This is a genomic window from Rhodanobacter sp. A1T4 (assembly GCF_014207185.1).
In the GTDB taxonomy this organism is placed as follows: Bacteria; Pseudomonadota; Gammaproteobacteria; order Xanthomonadales; family Rhodanobacteraceae; genus Rhodanobacter.
Map to the genome: position 1 here is coordinate 350,371 of NZ_JACHCP010000005.1, position 17,839 is coordinate 368,209.

Below are 17,839 nucleotides of genomic sequence, written 5' to 3' on the forward strand. Positions count from 1 at the left end.
ACGTACGCGCAGGCGGTCTTTCCGGCCAATTTCGGCCCCATGAACTGAAAGGACTCTTGGTGCACGATGACCGAAACCAACGCATCGGATGCCTTTGCGCGCATCATCGAACACTTTGCTGCTCCAACGTGCGTTTCCTTCGCCACGCAGCTTGCGCAAATCGCATATGGACTGGATCCTGAAGAAGCGGCACTGATCCAGTCGGTTGCCGAACAGGCTCTGCAAAATAGTGCGCGGCTCAGACTTAGTCGATTAATGCTGCTGGAACTACATGCGTCCAAGTTGGCGGGTGAACTGAACGCAGGAGATGAAGCCGGCCAATTTGCACAATTCGTCGAAAACGCATTAAAGCCTGCCTTTGCCGAACATCTCGATCGCCGCTATCCACCATTGAGCGCGCGTCTGCGGCGCCTGCTGGCCCAGCAGGCCAATGCCATTCACTCGCTGGTGGTGCGCTTTATTGCCGATCGCGGAGAACTGGGGCGCCTGCTGGAACAGCCTGCCGGGCGTTTGATCGGAGTGACTTTGGGCCAAGGCGATTTGCATGCGGGTGGCCAGACCGTGGCTCGGCTGTCGCTGGATGGCGGCGAGGTCATGTACAAGCCACGTTCGCTGCGTGTCGACGAGATGCTTGAGGCGTTTCTTGGCAGCGTATTCGGTGACGCGGTCGATCGCGTGCGTGTGCCGCAGGTGATCGATCGCGGCGACTATGGTTGGGCGGCTTTTGTCACGCATCGTTATTGCTCCGGTGAAGATGAACTGCGGACCTTCTATCGTGGCTTGGGTCACTGGCTGGCGGTATTACGCCTGCTCGGTGGTACCGACATTCACCTGGAAAACCTCATTGCCGTCGGTCCGGTGCCGATAGTGATCGATGTGGAAAGCCTGTTTTCGATCCCTTCTTCGGCTCCACCTTCCGGATACGGCCAAGCCTACGATCTTGCCGCCGCGATGATCCGCAGCTCGGTATTGCGCACGGGCATCGTGCCGTACCGCACGCCAGCGCTTGGATTCAATGGGGTCGATGTTTCCGCTGCTGGCGCACTGCCCGATCAGCAGCCATTGGTGCACAAGCCGATCATTGTCGACGAAGGCACCATGTCGGCAAGGGTCGAGGTCGTCAGCGTGGACATGGTTTCGTCATTGAACCATCCCAGTCCGCGTCCGAAGGTATCCCTTTACTGGGACCAGATCAGCGAAGGATTCCTCGAAGCCAGTGCACGTCTGCACTCCCTCGATGCCGAGGAGCGTCTTGCGCCGCTGCTGGCTCGCTTCGAGGGTTGCCGAGTGCGCGATGTCCGCCGACCCACCCAGGCTTATGTGGAGCTTGGCCGCATGCTGTGGCATCCAGCTTCGCTGCACGATGAAGACAAGGCCATCGAGCGTGTTCGCGACCTTCTCGCACGCAATGCCGCCATAATGCCGATCGCACCATCGGCGCCAGAAGAGATCATGGCCGAGATCGACGACCTGCGTCATGGCGATGTGCCGATCTTCGTTGCGTCGTTGAGCCGGTCCCAGATCGATGAGGTTTATGCCGACTGGCGGGCCATGCGCATCGAGCTTGAGGAACTGACGATACGCAGTGCGCTCGTTGCGACCGATCTCAACCAGCGTCTTCGCGATCGCGAAGAAGAGAGCAGCGGACGTTTCTACGCCGCTCAGCGGCCACACACCCACCGGCTCGACGAACGCCGACGCAAGCTGGCTGCCAGTGCGGTCGAGCGTCTGTTGCGGCTGGCCGTGCGGGGCGACGATGGCTCGGCGACCTGGATTACGCCAGAAATCGGTCGGAGTGGTTGGGCGGTTCAACCCGTCTATGCCGATGTGTACTTCGGTCTCGGCGGCATTGCGTCGGCGTTGGCTGGCTACCGGTTCGAGGTCGAGCATGGCCGTGCTGACGCAGTGCCCGGGCTCGATGAAGCATTGGCGGGAGCCTTGAAGGTCATGCGGTCCATGGAGGTAGCCGACAAACCGCAGACAGTTGGTGGTTTTTCCGGCTATGGCGCACAGATCTGGGCCTGGTTGAGCCTGTATGAGCTGCAGCAAGATCCGGAGTTGCTGGCACGTGCCATTGCGCGTGCCGAAGCTCTGGAACAAGAAGGTTTCGAAGGCGACGAACTGTTCGACATCATCGATGGCGCCAGTGGCGCGATCATTCCGTTGCTGGGGCTGGCCGAAGTCACCGGCGACTCACGCTGGCACGTGCTCGCAGCACGCGCGGCGCAGCGTCTGGAAGCGACCGCGATCATTGATGAGCGCGGTGCGCGCTGGCCGATGGCAGGGACCGCGGAGCCGGCCGGTGGATTCGCGCATGGTGCGGCCGGCGTCGCCTGGTCGCTGGCGCGGCTGGCGCTGACCGCCGCTGGCAGCGCGGAAGATCGTGCTCGTTGGGTTGCGTTGTCGGATCAGGCGTTCGCCTTTCAGGACTCACTCTACGATGAAGCGCAAGGCAACTGGATCGACATACGCGCAAACGCCGGCGACAACAGCTTCCATACCTGGTGCAACGGTAGCGTCGGCATTGGCCTGGCTGCTGGCGATCTGTATGCGCGCACGCGCGATCTGCGTCATTTGCGGACGTTGCGCCGGGCGGCTGCCGCTGGCCGCGGCAAGTGGGGTAGCAGCCATACTCTGTGCCATGGCGACATGTCGCTATGGGAACTGCATGTGCGCGCCGCGGAACTGGACCCGGACGGCTGCGCTACCGATCCGAACGAGGCCACCGCAGAGATCGTCTCTGCCATTGAAGAGCACCGCGGTATGGTCGGCGGGCTGACGCGTGCGGCTTTCACACCGGGTCTCATGACTGGACTGGCTGGGGCGATCCACGGCCTCAACCGAATGCATCCGGAGTGCACCCTCGCCTCACCGTTGCTGCTTGAACGTCGTGGGCAGAGACATAAGTTGAAGGGTGCCGTTTCGCAGAAAACGATCGAAGCGTCAGAGATGCAGGTTGAGCGATAAGCGGCCAGAAGATCGAGTCAAGCATCGCTTCAATCAAGCTATTGCAGCAGATTCAGCACCTCAATCGCATGTTGGTAGCCAGAGTCGATCGCGCGCTGCCAGTCCTTCCAATCGAGCATGCCGATATGGTCCAGTGGCGGCGTGAACAGCAGCTGGGCCTGCGCGCGGCGGCGCAAGCTGGCCTCCTCGCCATTGACCATGCCGGCGCGGACCAGGGTGGAAACCAGTCCCGGTCGCCGCACCGTTTTGTTTTGCAGCAACACTCGCCACCACGGTGGGCTGGACGATTCCTCGACATTGGTTCGCAGCGCAATATCGGCCTGCACGTCCAGCGCGGTGATGTGCGCGATGCCGTCGGCAGCCATCACGTCGGTGGGCAGGTTGTTGACCAGCGCGCCATCGACATGCACTTCGCCCTTTTGAAGCACCGGCGGCAGCACGCCGGGTATCGCGCTGGACGCGCGCAGCCACAGCCACAGCGGCCCGTGCCGGTGCACCGCCTGTCCGCCGCCGGATAACCGGGTCGACACGCAGAAGTAGGGCAGATGCAGATCTTCGATATCCAGTACGCCGAACGTGCGACGCAGCATGCGCGAGGCGTGGTGGCCGCGGGTCAGCGCCAGCAGCGGCACCGTCCAGTCCGACAGCGGGCGTCCTTCGACGAAGGCGCGCCGAAAGATCTCGGTCATCGTCTCGATATCCCAGCCGTTTGCCACGCCGGCGCCGAGGATCGCGCCGATGCTGGTGCCACCCACGGCATCGAACGCATGCCCTGCTTCACGCAGTGCGCGCAGTGCGCCCAGGTGGGCCAGTCCGCGTGCGCCACCGCCAGCCAGCACCAGTCCGCGGCCGTGGCCGCTGACCAGTCGCGCCAACCGCACGATGTCGGCGTTGCCGCAGATATGGTGATGCTGCAGCTCGCCGCTGAATACGGCACGCCAGCGTTGCGCCGCGCCCAGCGCCACCTGATGGCCCGCGTGCAGCAGGATCAGATGCCGTGGCCGATGTCGCACGCGAGCCGCATGCACCGGCATCATGGTCGGCCAATCGCGTGCCGGCTGTGCGGCCAGTGCCGGCAGCAGCAGCACATCGGCCTGGCGCAGGCAGCGCTCGCGCCAGAGGGCGTCGTCGGGCCGGCTCTTGCCAGGTCTGTCGTCGCGCGGCACGTCCAGATAGATCACAAATCGATGCTGCGCCTCGCGCTCGGCAAACCAGTCGCTACCGCGTCCGCGACCCAGTTCGGCGTCGATCACCAGACAGTTGCCGTAGCTTTCCAGCGCCATCATCAGCTGCATGGTCAGCGCGCGAACGGGCACCCCACCATCCAGCGGCAGCACGGCAAAGGTACGCGGCAGGCCTGGTGCTTCTTCACCACGCTCGCGCCGCTGCAGGCGCTCGATGGCCGTGCGCGCAACACCCAGCAGCGCCTGCGGATGCATTGCCAGTACGCGCTCGAACGCAGCTCGATCGAGTCGCAACAACTCGCTGTCACGCAACGCGCGGACCATGCGTTCGCGTGTCTCGCCACCCAGCAGGCTGATCTCGCCGACGCTTTCCCCGGCGCTCACCAGATGCCGCAACACGCTGGGGCTGTCGAACACGCCGAGGCTGCCGCTTTTCACCAGATACAGCGCGTCGGCCGGTTCGCCCGGTTTGAACAGCGGTCGCCCGCCGGGCAGGCCGAACCACACCAGCTCATCACCCAACGCCTGCAGCGCTGCTGGCGGCAACTGCGCGAACATGGTGCTGGCTTGCAACAGTTGTCTGACATCCGTTCGCCACATGGCGAGGATGTTACGGGGCCAATCATGACAATACGGCGCAACCGGGGACTCAGCGGCGTGCGTTATTCAATCATCCGGTGCACTGCGTGCGGCTTTGTTGCGCTTGATTTCACGCGCTGTCGTCGCCACGCTGCAGGTCTTGAGGAAACTTGCATGAGATGCGCATGAACCAGGCCAACCCGCTGCTCGCCGACGATACTTTGCCGGCGTTTTCCCGGATTCTTCCCGAGCACGTCGAACCGGCGATCGATGCACTACTGGCCGACTATCGTGACGATATCGCTGCGCTGACCGCGCCCGATGCGCCACGCGATTTCGCTACCGTGATGCTGACCCAGGAGCGGCTGGAACAGCGGCTTTCCCGCGCCTGGGCGCCGGTTGGCCATCTGCATTCCGTGGCCGACAGCGAAGCGCTGCGCAAGGTCTACGGACCGGCCGAAGAGAAGCTCACCGACCACGCCATCGAACTGGGCCAGAACCGCGAACTCTACGCGGCGGTGCAGGCGCTGGCCGACGCACCGGATTTCGCCCAACTCCCAACACCCGAACGGGCGTTGGTCGAGCATTCACTGCGTGACTTCAAGCTTTCCGGCGTGGCGCTGGAGGAACCGGCGCGCTCGCGCTATCGCGAGATCGGCGTCGAGTTGTCCAAACTCTCCACCGAATTCTCCAACGCGGTGCTGGACGCCAGCGAGGCGTGGCAAGAACACGTGACCGACGAACGCGATCTGGCCGGCATCCCCGAATCCGGTCGCGCGGTATTGCGTCAGTACGCCGAGGACCAGAAGCTCACCGGTTATCTGGTCACGTTGAAACAACCCAGCGTGCAGGCCGTGCTCGGCTATGCCGACAACCGAGGTCTGCGCGAGCGTGTGTACTGGGCCTACCAGACGCGCGCTTCGGATCAGGGCCCGAATGCCGGCAAGTTCGATAACTCCGAACGCATCGAAAAGATCATGGCGCTGCGCCACGAGTCGGCCCAGCTGATCGGCTTCCGTAACGCGGCAGAGGAATCGCTGGCCACCAAGATGGCCGCTTCGCCGACTGAGGTGATGGAATTTCTGCACGATCTGGCTGCACGCGCCAAGCCCATAGCGCAGCATGAGCTGGCCACCCTGCGCGAATTCGCCCGCAACGATCTGAAACTTGAAAATCTCGAACCCTGGGATGTCGGCTACGCCTCCGAAAAGCTGCGTCAGCAGCAGTTTGCGCTGGACGAAGAACAGCTCAAGCCATACTTTCCGCTACCGGCGGTCATCGATGGGCTGTTCGAGCTGACCAACAAGCTTTATGGCATTACCCTGGCAGCGCGCGACGATGTCGAAGTGTGGAATCCAGACGTGCGCTACTACGATGTGCGCGATGCCGATGGTCGCGTGTTTGCGGGAGCCTACATCGATCTTTACGCGCGCAATGGCAAGCGTGGCGGTGCGTGGATGGACGTCTGTCGCGCCCGCTTCGACGATGGTGAACAGCGGCAGTTACCGGTAGCGTTCCTCACCTGCAACTTTCCACCACCGACCGGCGGCAAGCCCGCACTGCTCACCCACGACGATGTGCTCACGCTGTTCCACGAATTCGGCCATGGGCTACATCACCTGCTCACCGAAATCGCCCTGCCTTCGATCGGCGGCATCGATGGTGTCGAGTGGGATGCGGTCGAGCTGCCCAGCCAGTTCATGGAAAACTTCGGTTGGAACCGCGAGGCGCTGGACCTGTTTGCCCGCCACTACGAAACTGGCGAACGGCTGCCCGATGAACTGTTCGAGCGCATGCTCGCTGCGCGCTATTTCCAGGCGGGCCTGTTCCTGGTGCGTCAGCTCGAATTTGCGCTGTTCGATTTCACCCTGCATCTGGAATACGACCCGGCCGAAGGCGCCCGCACGATGGGCGTGCTGGACGAGGTGCGCAAGCAGGTTGCCGTACTCTATCCGCCCGCGTGGCAACGCTTTCCGCACGGTTTCAGTCACGTGTTTGCCGGTGGTTATGCCGCAGGCTATTACAGCTATTTGTGGGCCGAGCTGCTGTCTGCCGACGCCTTCGGTGCGTTCGAGGAACAGGCGGAGAAAGGTGGCAGTGCCATTCACCGCGCCACCGGCGATCACTTCCGCCGCGAAGTGTTGTCCGTCGGCGCCAGTCGCCCGGCGCTGGAAAGCTTTATCGCCTTTCGTGGCCGCAAGCCGCAGCCGGAGGCGCTGTTGCGCAGTCACGGTTTGACGTGAAGCCCCAAGTAGACGGTTGCCGCTCGTTCGAGCGGCGACCGGACTTTCATCCATGACACCGGAAATCGCTCCTGCATTTCCTGTGTACCGGCCATCCATGGCCATAAAAAAAGCCCGCCGAAGCGGGCTTTTCAAATCACTCAAGTCCGAAGGACTTAGGCAACCTGGACTTCTTCAGCCTGCAGGCCTTTCTGGCCCTTGGTGACTACGAACGTGACGCGCTGACCTTCCTGCAGGGACTTGAAGCCCGTGCCCTGGATCGCGCGAAAATGCACGAACAGGTCATCACCGCTTTCCGGCGTGATGAAGCCAAAACCTTTGGCGTCGTTGAACCACTTGACTGTACCGCTCTGACGATCCGACATGTAACATTACCTTTGAAGCAGTGATGGTTTGCGGCTCGGAGCGAATAGCACTTTACCGCAGTATGAGCAGGAACCTTGAGGTTTTCCCGAGGTCTTGCTTGCCCAGCATACACCGTAATTCCGGCTTTTCGCCAGTTTTGACCTCAAAGAGCGCGAATTAGCCCCGTTTGGTGGCTTCGCTCCGCAGTTTTCTGGGCTCCAATGCCGCCGCCGCGCCTTTCGGCAATCAGCTAGAGCCTTGGAACGGTGCGCAACAAGGCACGTCGTTTTCAAATTCGCCGCGCCACCGTCTGCCGAAACAGGCAGGGCCGGTAAGGCGCGCTTCAGTCCTTCGCTTACAATACGGCCATGAAAATCGCTTCATGGAACGTCAACTCGCTGAAGGTGCGTCTGCCTCATCTGACCCAGTGGCTGGCCGACGCGCAGCCGGACATCGTGGCGCTGCAGGAAACCAAGATGGAAGACGGCAAATTTCCGGTCGATGAGCTGGCAGCGGTCGGCTATCGCGCGGTATTTTCCGGGCAGAAAACCTATAACGGCGTGGCGATTCTGACCCGCGAGCAAACCTGCGGCGCACCCAGCGATATCGTCACCGACATTCCGGGGTTGGATGATCCGCAGCGGCGGATCCTGGCCGCCACCGTCGGCGACCTGCGCGTGGTTGATCTCTATGTCGTCAACGGCAAGGCGGTCGGCGACGAGAAATACGCCTACAAACTGGACTGGCTGGCCAAGGTCCGCGACTTTCTGGCGGACGAGCTGGCGCGCCATCCCCAACTGATCGTGCTGGGCGATTTCAATATCTGCCCGGACGATCGCGATGTTTACGACCCGATTGCGTGGGGAGAGGACATTCTGTGCTCGCCGCCGGAGCGCGCCGGTCTGCAGGCGATCACCGCGCTAGGCCTGCACGACAGCTTTCGCCTGTTCGAAGCCGACGCCGGCCATTTCAGCTGGTGGGATTACCGGCAGGCCGGATTCCGCCGCAATCTGGGCCTGCGTATTGACCTGATCCTCATCAGCGATACTCTGAAATCGATAGCGAAGGCCGCCACCATCGACCGCGAACCGCGACGCTGGGAGCGCCCTTCCGACCACACGCCGGTGCTGCTGGAACTGGATACGAAATGACGACAAAGACCGAATGGCCCAGCTCGCTGGACGATAACGAACTGGACGAGCTGGACCGCTACCTGCGCGCCCACACCGGCGAGGGTGATCTGTTGCTCGACGGCGTGCACGGCTTGCTGAGCGCGCTCGCCGTTGGCCCGCTGCTGGTGCTGCCGGAAGAGTGGTTGCCCGAAGTCCTGCATGAGCCCTTCGCGGACGAGGACGAGGGCAATCGCGTGCTCGCTCTGCTGGCCAAGCTCAACGACTCGATCAGTGCCGAACTCGACGTCGACGCCTACGAACCGATTCTTGGCGAAGTCGAGCTGGAAACCGGCCCGATGCTTTCCGCCGCCGGCTGGTGCGAGGGCTTCAGCCGCGGCATCGACCTGCGCGCCAGCCTGTGGGAAAACCGGCTGTCCGAAGATCCACAACTGATGGAATTGCTCGGCCCGGTGATGGCGCTGGCGGTGGACGAAGGCATTCTCAGCGCGGACACCGAGTTCGAGAAACTCAGCGACGACGAATACGACGAATGCCTGTCGCAGGTACCCGCCGTGCTGGGCGCAGTCAATCAGTACTGGCAGGCCAAGCCCGCCACCGAGGCAGAAGTGGAAGCGATGGTGCGGCCGGTGCCCGAAAGCAAGGACGACGACAGCACGCCGCCGCGCCAGCGTAGCGGCCACTGGGTACACTGATTTCGCGCCATTGCACCCGTCGATTCGCCGGAACGTAGTGATCCAGACCGTATTGATTGGGAAGATCCATGGCTTATGAATACGGTTCCAGCGCCAAAGGGCTGGATTTCCCCAACCCGTTCAGGGTCGAGAATGTTTTTCGCTTCATTGCCGCGGCGGTTCTGATCGGCGGTGGCCTGATCGCGATTTTCCAGGGCCGCAGTGGCCTCTACGCACACATCGGTGGCTGGGCGCTGGCGCCGATCCTTGTCGGCGTGGCAATGCTGGCAGCGGGCATCCAGCATGCGGCAGTCGGGCTCAGCCGGCTGCGTTTTTTCTTCGGTCGCGGCAAGCCCGCGGGACTGGCCGGTGAACTGGCGGATGCACAACTGGGCGAACTCGCCGGTGCTGTCGCCCTGAAGTCCACCATCCGTGGCGGTGCGATCTCGGTCGCTGAGCCGACCGGCGCGTTGAATGGCCTGCTTTACAGCTTGGTGCGTCCGTTGATCTGGGCACCGCAGCGCATCCAGTGGGTAGCACAGCGGTTGTTCCGCACCGGTCTGACCCTCGCCGTAGTGCTGCTCGGCTTGCTGGTGTCGCTGCTCGGCGTGCTCGGTGAAAAGGACATGGTCTGGCTTGGCTTGTTCTTTTTCATCTATGCCGCTGCCTTGTTGCTGAAACCGCTGGAAAGCGGCGACCAGGCCAGCACGCATCTGGGTTCGGCCGGGCTCATCGTCTTGGTGCTGGTGGCCATACTCGCGCCGGTACTGGTCCACAGCATCTCATCCGCGTTGCCGAATCTCGGCGGGGTCGATCTCAGTGGGCAGGCGCTGCTTCTGCTGGTGTGTGCGTTGGCCTCCGTGCTGGTGTTCTTCGTCGCCGTGCTGCGCCAGATGGTGGCGCCGCCGCAGACCACCATGGCCTGCGAACTGGCGACCATTTCAATGAACGCGCCGCCGAACCAGATTCTGGTCGAGCTCGATCGCGAAATGCAGCGCAACTGGATCGAGCAGATTCCCAATCGCCGCTATGCGCGCTACGTGCCGCAAACCCCCGGCGACAACGGCACCTTCCACGGCGAGCTGCTGGAGGAAACGCAGCCGATGCCACGCGATGACATGCGTACCGTCAGCTTCTCGCACGCACTGGCCGAGCCGCGTTATCGCTGGCTGACCGTGCTCAGCGCGCTCGGCGTGCTGTACACCGTGATCGGTTCGATTGCGCTGCTGCTGTTCACGCATCAGGTCACGATGGGCGAGATCGTACCGGCGCTGTGGAAATACGTCTGCTTTGCCGGCGGCATGTTTTCGCTGGCGCTGTTCTGTCTGCGTGCCGGGCATGTTTTATGGGCGCGGTTCGACTTTGTCTCACGCATGACCTGGGTCGAAATCGATGGGACTTTCCAGCGTTCGCATACGGCGGTCGGCGCGCAGTTCACCGATCGCGTACGCACCGAGAAAGACATCGTCAGCGTCAACGACATGACCTTGCGCGTGTGGGTGGCCGAAGTGGATTCGGTGACCTTTGGCAGCGAGTCGGAACGACGCATCGTCGGCTTGCGCGGTCTCACCGATCGCGCCAGCGCCCTGCGCCAGCAGCTGGAAAATTTCGCCAGCGATCAAAGCAGTGTCGACATGCCGACGTCGCGCCGCGATGTCGAAAAGATCGCTGCGCTGGGCGCGATGAACCAGTTGGCCGGCCGGCCCGTAGCACCAGAAGCGCTGCTCAAGGCGATGGGTGGAGCTGCTTCAACTGCCAGCACATCGTCGCTCGGACCAAAACCAGCTGGATTCTGCCCGGCCTGCGGCACGGCAGTCTCGTCCGCTGCCCGCTTCTGCGCCAGCTGCGGCCAGTCGCTGACCGGGGGCTGAGAAAATTCCGGCTGAGTCTCCCGGGAAACAATCCGTTCCAGTGGCCAGCCCTTGGCACCACACCGCATCGGGTCCATCTTGGTGGAATATTTTTAACGGGAGTGCAGCCATGACCGATCGCCATATCATCCGCCGCATCCGCGGCATGGATACGTCCGACGGCGCGGGCGTGAAATTGAAGCGCATCATCGGCCAGCCGGGGCTCGACATGCTCGATCCTTTCCTGCTGCTGGACGAATTTCGCTCCGATCAGGCGGGCGACTACATCGCCGGCTTTCCGGAGCATCCGCATCGCGGCTTTGAGACGGTGACTTACATGCTCGCCGGCAACATGTTGCACAAGGACAACCACGGCAATAGTGGTGATCTGACGTCCGGCAGCGTGCAGTGGATGACGGCGGGTCGCGGCATCCTACATTCGGAAATGCCGCAGCAGGAGAATGGCTTGATGTGGGGCTTCCAGCTCTGGGTGAACCTGCCGGCGAAGGACAAGATGACTGCGCCACGCTATCAGGACATCGCGCCGGAGCGCATCCCGGTCGTGCATCCGGCCGAAGGTGTTGAAGTGCGCGTGCTGGCCGGTGAACTGGCTGGCGCCACGGGTCCGGTCGAAGGCATTGCCACTAATCCGGTGTATCTGGATGTGAGCCTGAAAGCAGGCGCGTCGCTGACGCTGGATCTGCCAAAAGGTCATCACGGTTTTGCCTACGTGTTCGATGGAGAGGCCGCGCTGGTTGGTGGTGAGCCGCTCACGCGCAGCGAGCTGGGCGTGTTTTCCGATGGCGACTCTATTCAGTTGAAGGGGGGCGACAAACCATCGCGCCTGATCGTCGTCGCCGGTCGCCCGTTGAATGAGCCCGTCGCGCGCTATGGCCCCTTCGTGATGAATACGCAAGCGCAGATCCATGAAGCGATTGCGGACTTTCGCGCCGGCAAGTTCTGAGATCCGCGCCTTCCGTATTGGAAAGCGCACTCGGTGCGCAACGCTCAGCGTGGTTGTTCGATGATTAGCGTGGCAGGCAAGGTGCGAATGATGATTTCGTTTTTGTACCAGGTCATTGGCTTGCCATTGAGCAAAGCAGTCGCGGGCGGCTTGCCGGGATAAGGCCATGGCAACGCGAAGCCGCCCGGCGGGATGCCTAATCCGCTTTTGATCTGTAGCTCCAACTTTGTGCCATTCTCGTGCAGCGTGTAACTGAGTTCGCCGTAGGGCGTGCGCAAACGCTCGATCCCAACGCCTTTGCCCGTCAGCCATGCTGGCGGGATGCCTGCGGCGAGTACCAGCGCATGGTCGGCGTTCCGCTCATACGCCAACATGTCGTACGCCGAGCGCATGAAATCCGAGGCAATCCATGCGTGCGGCATGTCGCCGACGAAATGCGGCTGGCGTGGATCGTGGCCTACCACTTCGGCCCACTGGTTCCAGGTGGCTGGCCGGCGACCCTCGAAGAAAAACGCCAGCAGTTGCGGTACCCGATCGCGCCAGCCCAGCCGCACGAAGCTGGCGATCGTGCGTACCTCGTACGGCGTGTAGTCGGTCCAAGATGTGCTGCCGTCACGACGGGCCAGGAAGTCCAGCCAGTAGCGTTCGAAAGTCTGCGGCAACAGGTTTGGCGGCAACCAGTCCACCGCGTCACCCGGTGACAGGGCGATGGTGCTCGAGGTCGCGTCGAAATCGCCCAGCTCGGCGGAGCCGGGCAGATAGTCGATCCGATGCTGCTGCATCGCGAGCAGAATCGACGCCTTGAAATCGGCCTGGAACTGGTCGCGTGACGCTGCGTATTTCGCGGCTTCGTCGGTCTTGCCCAGCGCGGTGGCCAGCTGCACGGCACCGTCGTAACCGATCAGCGACCAGAAATCATCCCAGTACGAGTGTTCCGGCTTGGCCGAATAGCCTTCGTGGCTGATCGAGGCCGGCATCAACCCGTAGAGCGAACGGCGTATACCGGTCTGATTCGCGCTGCTGCGTTCGCTGTTCCGCAACGCATCCATGTAGGCAACGGTACGTTCGACATGCGGCCACAGTTTTTCCAGTCCGGCGCGATCGTGGCTGTAACGCCACCACTGCGCGATGGCGAAGATCAGCTCGCCCTGGCTGTCGTTCTCCGGCACTGGATCGGCGCCACGCGCATCGACACAGCAGGGCACCTTGCCGGTATGGAACTGATGCGGCGTGTACCAGCGCACGAACTCACCCGCCGCGTCGGCATGACCGCTACACAGCAGCGCCTCGCTCATCATGGCGCCATCGCGTACCCACGTGCGCGCATACGAACGCGTGCCCGGCTGCAACGCCACACCATCACGCGACATCAGAATCTGCGCCAGCGCACTGCGCGCCGTATCGGCAATCGCCTGCTGCGACGGCGGTAGCTGCAGCGTTACGCGATCCAGCTTTTCGCGCCAGACAGCGGCAGCGAGATCGTGCTGTTGCTGCAGCCAGTGTTCTGTGTCCTTTGGCAGCACGAGCGTCTGCTGCCCGTCAGCACCGTCAAGGTTGGGCACCACCAGGCCCAGGGTGATGCTGCCGTGTGGTGGCACGGTCACCTTGTACAGCAGGGCACCTTGCGCAAAACCTGAGCTGTCGTGAAGCGAGTCGTCGTGAAGTGAGCCATCGTGAGGCGATTCGATCTGCGGGTGTGCGCCGCTGGCCAGTTGTTCGGGCAGCGTGATGGCGCCATGCGGACTGGCGACGAAGCTGCCCGGCTGCTGCAACGGCACGATCTGCAGAGAGTGATTCACGCGCAGCGCATGGCCGCTCCAATCCAGATCATGGATCGGACTGATGCCCGCTGTCATGTTGAGGAACTGCGTCGGCGGGTTCACCTGGAATGGCCGCACCAGCAACGCCATCGTCAACGTTCGTGGCTTTTCGCCATCATTACGTAGTTGGTATCGAAGAAACAACCTGGGTTCATTGGGCGAGCCGCTGGCGAAGGAGGTGGTTTCCAGGCTGAGACTGTTCGCTTGCCAGCGCACTGCCGGTATGGGCAAATAGCCGTCTAAAAGCCGCTGCGAGATTTTCACAGTGGCCCAGTCGATAGTGCTGCGACCATCGAACAGCATCGGCTCGATTGACCAGCCGCCCTTGCCTACCTCCACCGCACCGTCTTCGGACATCAGTGCCGAATGCGCTGCGCCACCATCAACGCCGACCAGGGTCCAGTAGCTCTGTTCGCCGCTGATGCCGCGCGGATACAGGCCGCGCGGCGCGCGTTGTGCCTGCTGCATCAACGGTGTGCTGGCCGAGATGTCTGTCGGTACTGGCTGCTTCGGTGCGGACGTCTCCGGCAGCGGTGTGATTCGCAGGTCGCTTACGCACAGCTCACCCTTGCCACCGTGGCCGGCGTAGACGGTGAATTCCAACGCGTTGGTCTGCCGCAGGGTCCGATCCTTGGCCGGTCCCCAGGCCGAGACGATATCGTGCTTGCCCGCGATGATCGTCTGCCAGGTGTTGTCTGGTTGGAACGCTTCGCGTCGATACCACCAGACATCGTCACCGCTGGCATCGATCAGCTTCATCTGCAGATCGTTCGGCGCCATCGTGCCGCGCACGTCGAATGACAGCGCATAGTCGGCGGGGAAAACTATCGGCAGCGTGCGGTGCAGCGTGGCTGCGCCGGACACGCCATTGAAATTGAAATCCAGGCACAGCCCTTTGCCGGTCTTGCCATCGATCGTTCGCATCGATGTGCTGATGTCGTCCGTGCCGGTTGCCGTCCAGAGGTCTGGGTCGCTGAAAGTATCGAGCAACCTGGCTTGTGGCGCATCAGCGGCATGCGCGGCGATGGCGAAGCAGAGCAGCGCCGCTGCAGGCAGAATGCCGACGGTTGCGCGAAGAGCGCGACGTAGCGCGTTGGCATGACGATGAACCATGATCTCAACCCTTCACGCTGCCCAGCAGCAGGCCTTCGAGGTAATAGCGCTGCATGGCCAGGAACAACACCAGTACCGGCAGCACAGTGACGACCGAGCCGGCCATCATCAGCTCGCTGTCCTGCGAATGCTCGCGTGCCAGCGAGGCCAGGCCGATCGGCAGCGTGTAATGTTCCTGCCCGGTCAGCACGATCAGCGGCCACATGAAGTCGTTCCACGCGGCGAGAAAACTGAAGATCGCCAGCGTCACCATGATCGGCTTCAGCAGCGGCATCACGATCTGCAAAAAGATGCGCCACTCGCCGGCGCCATCGATGCGTGCAGCCTCCATCAGCTCGTCGGGAATGCCGCGCGCATACTGGCGCACCAGGAAGATGCCGAACACGGTGGCCATGCCCGGCACGATCACGCCGGCATAGCTGTTGACCAGGCCGATGTATTTCAGCAACAGGAACAGCGGCAGCATAGCCACCTGTGCGGGAATCACCAGCGCACCAATCAATCCCTGAAACAGCCGTTCACGCCCAGCAAAATGCAGCTTGGCAAAGGCGTAACCGGCCATCAAGTTGAAGGTCAGCGATAGCACCGTGATGCCGGTGGACACCAGCAGACTGTTGAGCAGATAGGTGCCCATGCCGGCATGCACGAACAGTTCGCGGTAGTTGCCCAACGTGGCGTGCGCGGGTAGCAGCGGCGGCGGCAGCGAGCTGGCTTCACCAGGCTGCATGAAGGACACCGACAGCATCCACAGCAGTGGGAACAGCGCGATCACCGCGCCGCCGATCAGCAGGCCGTTGATCAGCGCCTTGGCCATGCGCGGGCTCATGCGTCAGCTCCTTCGCCGCGTTTGGACAGCCGCAACATCAATGCCGTCACCGCAAACATCATCACGAACAGCAGGAACGCCACAGCGGATGCCGAACCGAGGTTCCACCACTTGAAGCCTTCTTCGTACATCAGATACAGCACGCTCGTCGTACTCTGCAATGGCCCGCCCTCGGTCATCACGTAGGGCTCGGCAAACAACTGGAAATAGCCGGACACGGTGAGAATGCTCACCATCAATAAAGTCGGCCCGAGCATGGGCAGCGTGATGTGACGAAACTGCTGCCACGCCGAGGCGCCGTCGATGCGCGCGGCCTCGTACAGGTCGATTGGAATCGCCTGCAGGCCGGCCAGGAAGATGATCATGTTGTAGCCGAAGTTCTTCCACACCGCGAACAGGATGATCGTCGGCATCGCCCAGTGCGGGTCGCCCAGCCAGTCGACCGGATGGACGCCGAAATGGCCGAGCACATAATTGGCCATGCCGTACTTGGTATTGAACAGGTAGCGCCAGATTACCGCCATCGCCACCACCGTGGTCACCACCGGCGCGAACAGCGCCGTGCGGAAGAACGGTTTCATCTTCGCCAGCGGCGAGTTCAGCAACATCGCCGCGCCCAGCGAGGTACCCATCGACAGCGGTACGCCGATGGCCACGAAATACACCGTATGCCCCAGTGCCGACCAGAACAGCGGCCGCTGCAGCAGAAGCCAGTAATTGCTCAGCGCCACGAAACGCAGATTGTGGATATTGGCGAGTGCGTAGATGTCGTAGTCGGTGAGGCTTAGCGCCAGCGCAGCAATCACCGGCAGCAAAAAGAACAGGCCGAGCACGATCAGCGCCGGTGCAAGGAACAGCCAAGCCACGCGCTGCCTATTCATCGGACAAGTCTCATCGAGCGTCGCTCCGTTGCGGGTGGTCGAGCATCCAGCGGCGTTTTTCGAGAATGGTATCGGCGCGCTGGTCGAGCTTCGCCGTCGCCTGATCGATCGTGAGTTCACCTGCGATGGCCTGTGCGGCAACCAGCTGCATCTCGGTAGCGATACGTTCCCACTCCGGTACCGGCGGCGTGGGCTTCATCCGCTCCATCTGCTCGCGGAACGCTTGTGCCTTCGGATCGTCGCGCAAACTAGCGCCCTCCCACGACGAGCGCCGCGGCGGCATATCGCCCAGCAGATCGTATAAGCGCTGTTGCACCGTGGGCTGCGACAGATATTCGATCAGCGTCCACGCCGCTTGCTTGTGTGTCGAGGTACGGAAGATCACCAGACTGGAGCCGCCAGCCACCGATGCGCCGGGACCGTTCTCGCCGGGCAATGGCATCGTCGACCAGTCACCCTGCTCGGCGGCCGGCAGCCGCGAGCGAAATTCGCCCATATTCCACGGACCGGACAGATAGAACGCGTACACACCGCGGCCGAACTCTGACCACGGATTACCGGCTTCCACATTGGTGATCGCCGGTGCCTGATGCAGCTTGAAGGTATCCACATAAAACGTGAGCACGCGCTTGAAGCCGGCACTCTCAAAATTGCCGTAGCGGCCGCCATCGCGCAGCAGCGGTTCGGGCGACTGCAACGCCAGCGCCATCAGCGGCTCATATTCGTTGGTCGGCAGCAGGATGCCGTAGCGGTGCTGCGTCGGGTTGCTGAGTGCGCCAAGCATGGTTCGCCACTGCACCCAATCCTGCGGTGGCTTGTCGAAGCCGGCCTGCTTCAGCAGATCGGTGCGATAGAACAGGATGCGTGTGTCTACATACCAAGGCACGCCGTACAGTGTGCCGTCGATGATGTTGGTCGACCAGATGCTGGGAAAGTAGTCGTCGCGCTTCACCACGCCCGAATGGTCAACCTGCGACTGCAGCGGTTCCAGCGCATTTAGCGCCACCATTTCCGGCAGCCAGGTATTGCCGAGCTGGGTCAGGTCCGGTGTCGAGTTGCCGGCGAAGGCGGTCAGCAGCTTCTGGTGCGCCGCGGTCAACGGCAGCTGCTGCACCTTGACGTGGATATCCGGATGCAGACGCTCGAAATCGGGCAGGAGCTTGATGATCGCCTCGCCTTCGCGGCCGATTGTCCACAGGATTAGCTGATGATCGTCCGCTGGCGCTTTTGCACAGCTACCGAGCACGATGCTGTTACCTGCAA

At 62.3% G+C, this 17,839-nt stretch carries 12 protein-coding genes; 6 read left to right on the forward strand and 6 right to left on the reverse strand.

Annotation, left to right across the window (positions count from 1 at the left end; translation table 11 throughout):
* Window positions 1-66 precede the first annotated feature (66 nt).
* Window positions 67-2,967 (forward strand): type 2 lanthipeptide synthetase LanM family protein, encoded by a 2,901-nt coding sequence (locus HDE80_RS12420; protein WP_184671264.1) that lies wholly within the window; start codon window positions 67-69, stop codon window positions 2,965-2,967.
* A 38-nt stretch (window positions 2,968-3,005) separates the two neighbouring features.
* Here HDE80_RS12420 and HDE80_RS12425 read toward each other — a convergent pair whose 3' ends face one another.
* Complete coding sequence (locus HDE80_RS12425) at window positions 3,006-4,724, reverse strand: patatin-like phospholipase family protein (protein ID WP_255483721.1); 1,719 nt, start codon at window positions 4,722-4,724, stop codon at window positions 3,006-3,008.
* A gap of 191 nt (window positions 4,725-4,915) precedes the next feature.
* Here HDE80_RS12425 and HDE80_RS12430 point away from each other — a divergent pair, with 191 nt between their 5' ends.
* A complete protein-coding gene (locus tag HDE80_RS12430) occupies window positions 4,916-6,973 on the forward strand; it encodes a M3 family metallopeptidase (protein WP_184671268.1) in 2,058 nt (685 codons plus the stop codon).
* 155 nt (window positions 6,974-7,128) lie between these two features.
* On the opposite strand, the gene HDE80_RS12435 is transcribed toward HDE80_RS12430, so the two are convergent.
* Entirely contained in the window at window positions 7,129-7,338 is a 210-nt protein-coding gene (locus HDE80_RS12435) for a cold-shock protein (protein ID WP_007809889.1), read from the reverse strand.
* A gap of 348 nt (window positions 7,339-7,686) precedes the next feature.
* On the opposite strand from HDE80_RS12435, the gene xth reads away from it, so the two are divergent.
* The 4 genes from xth to HDE80_RS12455 all read left to right on the forward strand — a co-directional run bounded on the left by xth (window position 7,687) and on the right by HDE80_RS12455 (window position 11,936).
* Complete coding sequence (xth, locus tag HDE80_RS12440) at window positions 7,687-8,469, forward strand: exodeoxyribonuclease III (protein WP_184671270.1); 783 nt, start codon at window positions 7,687-7,689, stop codon at window positions 8,467-8,469.
* A complete protein-coding gene (locus HDE80_RS12445; protein WP_184671272.1) occupies window positions 8,466-9,143 on the forward strand; it encodes a YecA family protein in 678 nt (225 codons plus the stop codon). The genes xth and HDE80_RS12445 overlap by 4 nt, the downstream gene beginning before the upstream one ends.
* A 68-nt stretch (window positions 9,144-9,211) precedes the next feature.
* Window positions 9,212-10,993 carry a zinc ribbon domain-containing protein gene (locus HDE80_RS12450; RefSeq protein ID WP_184671274.1) on the forward strand — a complete coding sequence of 594 codons (1,782 nt, stop codon included), beginning with the start codon at window positions 9,212-9,214 and terminating at the stop codon, window positions 10,991-10,993.
* A 109-nt stretch (window positions 10,994-11,102) separates the two neighbouring features.
* On the forward strand, window positions 11,103-11,936 hold the full coding sequence (locus HDE80_RS12455; protein ID WP_184671276.1) for a pirin family protein: 834 nt from the start codon (window positions 11,103-11,105) through the stop codon (window positions 11,934-11,936).
* A 44-nt stretch (window positions 11,937-11,980) separates the two neighbouring features.
* On the opposite strand, the gene HDE80_RS12460 is transcribed toward HDE80_RS12455, so the two are convergent.
* Genes HDE80_RS12460 through HDE80_RS12475 form a run of 4 tightly spaced genes read right to left on the reverse strand, consistent with a single transcriptional unit; the run spans window position 11,981 to window position 17,822 of the window.
* Window positions 11,981-14,869: a discoidin domain-containing protein gene (locus tag HDE80_RS12460; RefSeq protein WP_255483722.1), complete on the reverse strand. Its 2,889-nt coding sequence runs from the start codon at window positions 14,867-14,869 to the stop codon at window positions 11,981-11,983.
* Between the two features lie 4 nt (window positions 14,870-14,873).
* On the reverse strand, window positions 14,874-15,695 hold the full coding sequence (locus HDE80_RS12465) for a carbohydrate ABC transporter permease (RefSeq protein WP_184671278.1): 822 nt from the start codon (window positions 15,693-15,695) through the stop codon (window positions 14,874-14,876).
* Window positions 15,692-16,576, reverse strand: coding sequence for a sugar ABC transporter permease (locus HDE80_RS12470; protein WP_184671279.1), 885 nt, complete (start codon window positions 16,574-16,576; stop codon window positions 15,692-15,694). Before HDE80_RS12470 ends, HDE80_RS12465 begins: the two co-directional genes overlap by 4 nt.
* Before the next feature lie 10 nt (window positions 16,577-16,586).
* Window positions 16,587-17,822, reverse strand: coding sequence for a sugar ABC transporter substrate-binding protein (locus HDE80_RS12475; protein WP_184671471.1), 1,236 nt, complete (start codon window positions 17,820-17,822; stop codon window positions 16,587-16,589).
* Window positions 17,823-17,839: the final 17 nt, after the last annotated feature.